This window comes from Blastomonas sp. CCH1-A6, from assembly GCF_001556365.1.
In the GTDB taxonomy this organism is placed as follows: Bacteria; Pseudomonadota; Alphaproteobacteria; order Sphingomonadales; family Sphingomonadaceae; genus Blastomonas; species Blastomonas ursincola.
Genome location: NZ_LSIS01000071.1, coordinates 1 through 7425, shown reverse-complemented (window position 1 = coordinate 7425; position 7425 = coordinate 1). Strand labels below are relative to the sequence as shown.

The window sequence follows — 7425 nt, the reverse complement described above, 5'->3', positions numbered from 1 at the left end:
CCATGCAGCCCGGTGACCACACCCCAAATTACACCTCATTGACGGACGTGACCTGGCAATATCGGTGGAGTGGTCGGCAACTTCGCGTGCCGGCAACCGGTCTTTCAAGGAGGGGAAGCCCTGCCCAAGTATCTTCGAGACCGATAAGAGGGACTCCTGCGGTTCCGTGGTTGCCAGAAGGCGCTGGCCGGCTGCGCCTTCAGCGGTCATGGCCAGCAAGTGGAGATCGGCCACATCCCGGACGTCCACAACACCGAAATAGGATAGAGGCGCGACCGGCATCTCGCCCGCCATGAGCTGCCGAATGAGATCGACCGATGCCGACAGGACCCGACTGAGCGTTGGCCCGAAAATCCCGGTCGGATTGATGACGCAAAGCAAGGTGTCCCGGCCGTGCGTCTGCATGAAATCCCATACAGCCTGTTCTGCAATCGTCTTCGACTGGATGTAGGGGTTTATGTCTGGCCCGGTGATGTCGGTCCAGTCGCGCTCGTCGAAAGGTCGTACCGCGACTTCATGCCCGTAGCCAATGGCCGCAAAGGAGGATGTCAGCACGACCCGGCGGACGCCCTGTTCCACACTCGCTCGCAGGACCCTGAGCGCGCCGTCGCGAGCGGGCCGGATAATGTCCAGCGGATCGGAAGGCGGCGTCGCAGGAAAAGGGGAGGCGACGTGCAGCACATAGTCGCATCCCTTTGTGGCTTCGCTCCAGCCGTCATCATGGTTGAGGTCCGCCTCGCAAAACGTCAGCCGGGCAAGGTGGTCCGAATCGACGCCACCCGCCACGACTGCGGACCGAACCTCGTCCGCGCGCTGCAGCGAGCGCAGGCTGGTTCGCACCATGTGACCGGCATACAGTGCCTTCACGATGCAGTGAGCCGCAACGTAGCCGCTGCCGCCGGTGACAAGCACTTGCGCCATTGATTGAGTTCCTTTGAGAAAAATCGCGTACAGGCTGTGAGTTACGTCAAATTTGGGCCGCGCCGCCGTCGACGAAATACTCTGCCCCGTTGATGAAGCTCGCCTCGTCCGAGGCAAGGAAGAGCGCGAGCGCTGCCACTTCGGACGGCTGACCGAGGCGCCCCAGCGGCACGGAGGATGCCATCGCCGCCTTGAACTCGGCAGCCTCTTCATCGGTCTTGCCGAGCCCGTGCAACCCCGGCGTGTCGATGGGGCCGGGGCTGATCACGTTGACCCGGATGCGGCGATCCTTGAGGTCCAGCGCCCACCCGCGGGCGAAATTGCGCACGGCTGCCTTGGTCGCGCTGTAGACACTGAAAGCAGGAATGCCGCCGGAACCTGCGGTCGAGCCGGTGAGGATCATCGCGCCCCCGTCGCGCAGGAGCGGCAGCGCCATCTGGGCGGAGAACAGCACCCCCTTCACATTGGTGCCGAAAGTCCTGTCGAAGTGCTCTTCGGTGATCGAGTCGAGCGGCGCGAACTCGCCCCCGCCGGCATTGGCGACCAGAATGTCGATCCGGGAATGATGCTGGCCGACCTCGTCGAACATTCGCTTGATATCGGTAAGATCGGACATGTCGGCACGGATTCCGACCGCATCATGGCCAACCGATGTGACCGCTGCGTCCAGCTCGGCCTGTCGCCGACCGGTAAGGAAGACATGCGCGCCTTCCGACGCAAAGCGACTGGCAATCGCCAATCCGATCCCTGTGGTTCCGCCGGTGATCACTGCCACCTTTCCAGAAAGTGCTCCGCTCATGTCATTGGCTCCTTGGCTGATTGCATCGAATTTGGCTGGGTCGCGGCGCGACGGCCCCATGGGGTTCACGTCTGATCTGCAGTCAGCGCGGCAACCTTGACTTCGAGCGCCGCCAGTTTCGCCCTGAGCGGGGCGATCTCGGCCTCGGTGAAACGCGGCGTGATGTATTGCGGGCAGTTCCAGTCGAAGCCTTCCAGCGCGATGACTACGAGGCGTGCGGAGTTCGCATCGCCGGGAGGGTCGAACAACCCGAGCGGGTCCGGATTGCTCTCGGCATCCATGACCTTCGCATGGCCAAGCAGCTTGAGCCGGCGGCGGTTGGGGTAATCCATGAGGATGAGCGCGACCCGATCGCTTGCCGCCATGTTCCCGAAGCTGACGAACTGGCGGTTTCCAGGATAGTCGGCGAAGGCGAGGGTTTGCTCGTCGATCATCTTCAGGAAGCCGGCGGGGCCGCCGCGATGCTGGACATAGGGCCAGCCTGTCTCCGAGGTTGTCGCCATGTAGAAGCTGTCGCGCTGGGCGATGAACTCGGCCTCCTTCTGCGTCAGGCGGTCACGTGCGGGAAAGCCCGGCTCCTCGAAGCGGGCATAGGAGGCGCGCGAGCCGTCCTCCGCCTGCAGCGCCTTGACATGGGGTGTGAACATGAGCTCGGCAAAGCGGTGGGTCATCGGGCCGCACCCGCCGCCCGCCTTATGATGGCAGAGACCGCATCGGGGTGGGAAATCATCACTACATGCGAGCCGCCGGACACTTGGATCGCGTCGCGTGCATCGGCGCGCCTGGCCATGAAGCTGTGAAGGGCTGCGGGGATGTTACGATCAAGCTCGCCCCAGACGAACCAGCTCGGTATCTTGCGCCAAGCCAACGCTGCCGCAGGTTCCGACAGCGCCGATTGCGCGATCGGGCGCTGCGTGGCTGCCATCTCGAGCGCCTGGCCTTCGGGCACGTCGGCCGCGAACTGCTTCCAGTAGCGCGCCTGGAGAATGTAGAGATCGGCTGAACCGTCCGCGAGCAGCACCGGGGGGGCGAGGTTCTCGCCCAGCGAGCCGGTCGGGAAGCGCGCGCCAAGGCTTGCGGGGCTCTCGCCGATCTCGGGGGCAAACCCGGCGACGAAGACCAGCGCCTTGACGTTGGTCTGTTCGGCCGCCGCGACTGAGATCACGCTGCCACCATAGGAGTGACCGACCAGCACGACCGGCCCGGCAATGCTGGCGGCAAGGCTGCGGACATAGGCCGCGTCGCCGGCAAGGCTGCGCAGCGGCACGGCGGCGGCGATGACCGGGTAGCCATCGCGCGCGAGGTCGGTGATGACCGCGTTCCAGCTCGAGGAGTCGGCGAAGGCTCCGTGGACAAGGATGATCGTCGGGCGGGCGTCGGGCGGCGGTGCAGCGGGCGCTGCGCTGGGGCCGGTGAGGGCAAATGCCGCCACCAGCATAAACATGATCGGCCGCATCAATTCGGTCCTTTCGGCGAAGTGTGAAATGCGTGTGAGTGCAGCATCAGGAGAGGGGATTGGCCGCGGTCTGAGTGAGCGGCATTTGGATGATCCCGGAGGGTTCGAGGTCTTCCCGGATGAAGGCGAGAATGTCCTGATTGATAAGGTCGGCGTGCGTGGTGGGCATTCCGTGTGGCAGGCCGTTGTAGGTCTTGAGCGTGCCGTTCCTGAGCAGCTTGACCGCGAGCGGCGCGGAATTGGCGTAAGGCACGATCTGATCATCGTCGCTATGCATCACCAGCACCGGCACTTCGTTGGCTTTGAGATCATCGGTCAGATCGGTTTCCGAGAAGACCTTGATGCAGTCGTAATGGGCCTTGATCCCACCCATCATGCCCTGTCGCCACCAATTGCGGATCAGGCCTTCGATCGGGGACGTGCCTGGCCGGTTGAACCCGAAAAAGGGGCCCGAGGCGATCTCGAGATAGGTTTGCGCGCGGTTGCTAGCGACGGCCTGCCGGTAGCCGTCGAACACGTCCATCGGCAGCCCGCCCGGATTGCTGGCCTTGCGCACCATCACTGGCGGGATCGCGCTGATCAGCACCGCCTTGGCGACGCGCCCGGGCTCGGCGCGGGCGACATAGCGGGTGACTTCGCCCCCGCCAGTCGAGTGGCCGACATGGATCGCCCCGCGCAGGTCGAGCGCGCGCGCGAGTTCGATCACGTCGGCAGCATAGGTGTCCATGTCATTGCCGGCATCGGTCTGGGTCGAGCGGCCATGCCCGCGCCGGTCGTGGGCGATGACGCGGTAGCCTTCGCCCAAGAAGAACATCAGTTGGTTGTCCCAATCATCCGCGCTAAGCGGCCAGCCGTGATGGAAGACGATCGGCTGCGCGTCCTTCTCGCCCCAGTCCTTGTAGAACAGGCGGGTTCCGTCGCTGGTGGTGAGCATGTTCATCGCAAATCTCCGTTGGGGCGCCGCGGGGAAGCGTTCCAGCCACAGGGCGCGGGGCGGCCGGACTGGTGCGGGTCACGGGATCATGGCTGCCCCGGTGCGGGCGCAGGGACAACGAAGCGGACCCGCTGGCGCGTCACGACGCGGTGTGTCGGGTCGGCGAGTTCGACGAGCACCTCGTGCGCCCCCGGGGCGAGGCCGACGAGGATGATCGTCTCGCCGCTGGCATCGACGAAGTGCCACGGCGCCCCGTCGACCGTGATGTGCACGTGTCCGATGCGCGGCGAGACGTCGAGCGCGCCGGCCCCGAACACCGGCAGGATCCGCATGTTCTCGGCCCGATACTGGATGAAGACACGCCCCGCCGCTAGCGGGCCGGGGAGCGGCGCGTCGACGATCAAGCGCGGGGGCGGCTCGTTCTCGATCGCGAGTAGGGGGGATGGCCCGCGAATATCGCGGGCGCTCTGGGCGTTGGCAGCAGCGGCAACGGCGATCACCATTAACAGGCTTCCTTTTAGCCGGGTGCGCATCAGCAGCCTGGCAGCGTGCGATCGAGGAAGCCCCGGATCAGGGGGGCGATCTCGTCGAGCTTGTCCTCGAGAGCGAAGTGGCCGGTGTCGAGCATGTGCAACTCGGCCTTGGGCAGGTCGCGCAGATAGGGTGCCGCGCCATCGGCCGGGAAGATTGTGTCGTTCTTGCCCCACACGATCAGCGTCGGCGGCTGGTGCTGGCGAAAATAGGCCTGGAATTGCGGATAGAGCGGGATGTTGGTGCCATAGTCGCGGAACAGATCGAGCTGGATGTCGCGATTGCCGGGGCGATCGAGCAGCACCTGATCATGCAGCCAGTTGTCGGGATCGATGCGCGACACGTCCTTTACGCCGTCGACATACTGGAATTTCGTCACCTCCGGTGTGACCAGGCTGTTCAAAGCATTGCGCTTTTCCTGCGACCCGTCAGCCCAGTAGGCCTTGATCGGATCCCAGAATTCTTTGAGGCCCTCCTCGTAGGCATTACCATTCTGGACGATCAGCGCAGTCACGCGGTCCGGATGCTTGAGCGCCAGCCGGTAGCCCACGGGCGCGCCGTAATCCATGACGTACATGGCATAGCGCGACACCTTCAATTGCTGGAGCAGCCCATCCATCAGGTTTGCGTAATGCGCGAAGCTGTAATCAAAGCTGGCATGGTCGGGCGCCGCGCTGTGGCCGAAGCCCGGATAGTCTGGCGCGATCACGTAGTATTTATCAGATAATAGTGGTATTAGATTGCGGAACATGTGCGACGAGGTCGGGAAGCCGTGCAAAAGCACGAGAGCCGGCCTTTCCGGCGAACCTGCCGTGCGGTAGAAAATCTCTACGCCGTCTACCGTCGTCGTCCGATAATGCGTGACCGGCACAGCGATGGACGGGCAGGCTCCAGATGTCGGGGCGGCAGCGGCGAGATTGCCGCTTGCAAGCAGGCCTGCAGCCAGCGCTGTCATTAAGAAACGTTTTGCCATGCTGATGACCTCTTCGGCGAGTATCTGAGCTGCTGAGGAAATTAGGCCGGCCATGGGGGGATCGGAATGCCCGACGCACGACAGTTTGACTTACGCGGCGCGAAACGATGATCGACCGCCTTGAGAGCATGCGTGTCTTCATAACGGCGATCAGCGAGGGGAGCATGGCGCGGGCCGGGCGGCGGCTAGGCCGTTCGCCTGCCGCCGTAACCCGTGCCGTTGCAGCTCTTGAAAACCATGTCGGCACAGCGCTCCTGTACCGGTCCACGCGCAAGCTTCAGCTGACCGAGGCGGGCGAACGTTACGCTGCGGTTTGCCGCCACGTGCTGGCGGAACTGGACGAGGCTGACCTATCGGCGGCAGGCGAAGGCGCCGCGCCACGCGGCGTACTGACCGTCACAGCACCAGTTATGTTCGGAACCCGTCTGCTGCGCCCGATCGTCGACGATTTCCTGCAGGAGCATCCGCTGGTCCAGATCAGATACTTGCTGCTGAACCGTATGACCAATCTCATCGACGAAGGCATCGACGTAGGACTGCGCATCGCTGCCCTTCCGGATTCGTCGCTGATCGCGCTCAAGATCGGCGAGGTTCGCAAGGTACTGTGCGCTTCGCCATCTTATCTTGCGCGCCGCGGCAGGCCCACGTGCATTACCGATCTGGCCAGTCACGACTGCATCGCGATCGAGCCCGCCAGTCCGGAGGACATCTGGAGCTTTCCGGCCGCACCGGGCCGCAAGATGGCCAGAACGGTACGCGTGCGCCCGCGCCTGATGGTCAATTCGGACGAGGCGGCGGTCAGCGCGGCGCTCGATGGCGGAGGCATCGTCCGGGTGTTCAGCTACAAGATTCAGCAGGAAGTGTGCGACGGCCGCCTCATGGTGTTGCTCCCTGACGATCAGCCCCCCGCTGTGCCGGTCAGTCTGGTCGCGCCCGAGCATCGGCTCTCGATACCGAAGGTCCGCGCGTTTATGGATTTTGCCGGACTTAGACTACGGGCCAGCTTCAGGGAAACCGAGCAGCCTGGAGCAAGCCTGCAAAATCCTCCGGCTTAGGCCACGCCTCCCCTAAGGCGAGAATGTGCCGGATCCGAACTTGAGGAGCATGATCAACCCGTGCGTCCTGATGCTGTCCCATTCCTTGTCTGGGATGTGCAATTGTGGCTTGCCTGACGGTTCTGCATTGGAAGCGTCAGAGGGTGGTTCTGGTCTGGGTTTTCTGCGTGGAGGCGGACGGTTGCTGCTGACCGGCGGCGTGACCCAGGTTGAAGGCGCTGGTGGTGGCGGATTGTCGCCTTGGGCGCTGATCGGCGGTTAGAGACCTCGTCCGTCGGCGTGTCGCCCCGGCTTTGCGTTCTTCACCTGAAGTGCAGTTAATCCACCCATGAGCCTCAATCTGTTCCATCATTTCGTACCACATTTCACTTTGGCAGCAGTGAAATGCGCTGAACCAGAATCGGACACATCGTTTCAGAAATCCTCTTTATATCATAGACTTAGAGGCATCCTGATATGCCCTGAGGCTGACAATTTACCCCCCTCGGCTCCACCAGGTCCGATTGCGCCCGAGTGCGCAGACTTGCGTTACCGACACCGTGGCGTGCGGTTTGTTAACCAGTTCCGGAATAGGAGAGACTAGCTTTTTCCCCGGAGCTAGGCCCTTGTTCGATATCCTTTTTTGCATTCGCGACGATCATGACATCCGCTTTGTCGGACTGGCCGCCGCGATCTGCCTGCTGTCCACGATCACCGCGGTGCTGATGATCCGGCAGGGCCGGTCCGCTTCGGCGCGGGCGCGGCTGGGCTGGGCGG

At 63.4% G+C, this 7425-nt stretch carries 8 protein-coding genes; 1 reads left to right on the top strand and 7 read right to left on the bottom strand.

Going from position 1 to position 7425, the window contains the following annotated elements:
• From AX735_RS02715 to AX735_RS02685, 7 genes are all read right to left on the bottom strand, one after another.
• The coding region (locus tag AX735_RS02715) for an SDR family oxidoreductase (RefSeq protein WP_066275149.1) at nucleotides 1-921 on the bottom strand (921 nt) is incomplete at its 3' end.
• A 46-nt stretch (nucleotides 922-967) separates the two neighbouring features.
• Nucleotides 968-1720, bottom strand: a complete 753-nt coding sequence (locus AX735_RS02710) for a glucose 1-dehydrogenase (RefSeq protein ID WP_066275167.1) — start codon at nucleotides 1718-1720, stop codon at nucleotides 968-970.
• A 65-nt stretch (nucleotides 1721-1785) separates the two neighbouring features.
• Nucleotides 1786-2391, bottom strand: a complete 606-nt coding sequence (locus AX735_RS02705) for a pyridoxamine 5'-phosphate oxidase family protein (RefSeq protein ID WP_066275143.1) — start codon at nucleotides 2389-2391, stop codon at nucleotides 1786-1788.
• Complete coding sequence (locus AX735_RS02700; protein WP_231749997.1) at nucleotides 2388-3176, bottom strand: alpha/beta fold hydrolase; 789 nt, start codon at nucleotides 3174-3176, stop codon at nucleotides 2388-2390. The genes AX735_RS02705 and AX735_RS02700 overlap by 4 nt, the downstream gene beginning before the upstream one ends.
• A 46-nt stretch (nucleotides 3177-3222) precedes the next feature.
• A complete protein-coding gene (locus tag AX735_RS02695; protein ID WP_082750890.1) occupies nucleotides 3223-4116 on the bottom strand; it encodes an alpha/beta fold hydrolase in 894 nt (297 codons plus the stop codon).
• Between the two features lie 80 nt (nucleotides 4117-4196).
• Entirely contained in the window at nucleotides 4197-4613 is a 417-nt protein-coding gene (locus tag AX735_RS02690) for a DUF6130 family protein (protein ID WP_231749996.1), read from the bottom strand.
• A gap of 29 nt (nucleotides 4614-4642) precedes the next feature.
• Nucleotides 4643-5614: an alpha/beta fold hydrolase gene (locus tag AX735_RS02685; protein WP_202189488.1), complete on the bottom strand. Its 972-nt coding sequence runs from the start codon at nucleotides 5612-5614 to the stop codon at nucleotides 4643-4645.
• A 107-nt stretch (nucleotides 5615-5721) separates the two neighbouring features.
• On the opposite strand from AX735_RS02685, the gene AX735_RS02680 reads away from it, so the two are divergent.
• A complete protein-coding gene (locus AX735_RS02680; protein ID WP_202189487.1) occupies nucleotides 5722-6669 on the top strand; it encodes a LysR family transcriptional regulator in 948 nt (315 codons plus the stop codon).
• The last annotated feature ends 756 nt before the right edge of the window (nucleotides 6670-7425 follow it).

Bases quoted from the DNA above. Each gene is read 5' to 3' on its own strand.
- AX735_RS02690 (WP_231749996.1), bottom strand. From the start codon at position 4,613: ATGGTGATCGCCGTTGCCGCTGCTGCCAACGCCCAGAGCGCCCGCGAT.
- AX735_RS02705 (WP_066275143.1), bottom strand. From the start codon at position 2,391: ATGACCCACCGCTTTGCCGAGCTCATGTTCACACCCCATGTCAAGGCG.
- AX735_RS02710 (WP_066275167.1), bottom strand. From the start codon at position 1,720: ATGAGCGGAGCACTTTCTGGAAAGGTGGCAGTGATCACCGGCGGAACC.
- AX735_RS02700 (WP_231749997.1), bottom strand. From the start codon at position 3,176: ATGCGGCCGATCATGTTTATGCTGGTGGCGGCATTTGCCCTCACCGGC.
- AX735_RS02680 (WP_202189487.1), top strand. From the start codon at position 5,722: ATGATCGACCGCCTTGAGAGCATGCGTGTCTTCATAACGGCGATCAGC.
- AX735_RS02695 (WP_082750890.1), bottom strand. From the start codon at position 4,116: ATGAACATGCTCACCACCAGCGACGGAACCCGCCTGTTCTACAAGGAC.
- AX735_RS02685 (WP_202189488.1), bottom strand. From the start codon at position 5,614: ATGGCAAAACGTTTCTTAATGACAGCGCTGGCTGCAGGCCTGCTTGCA.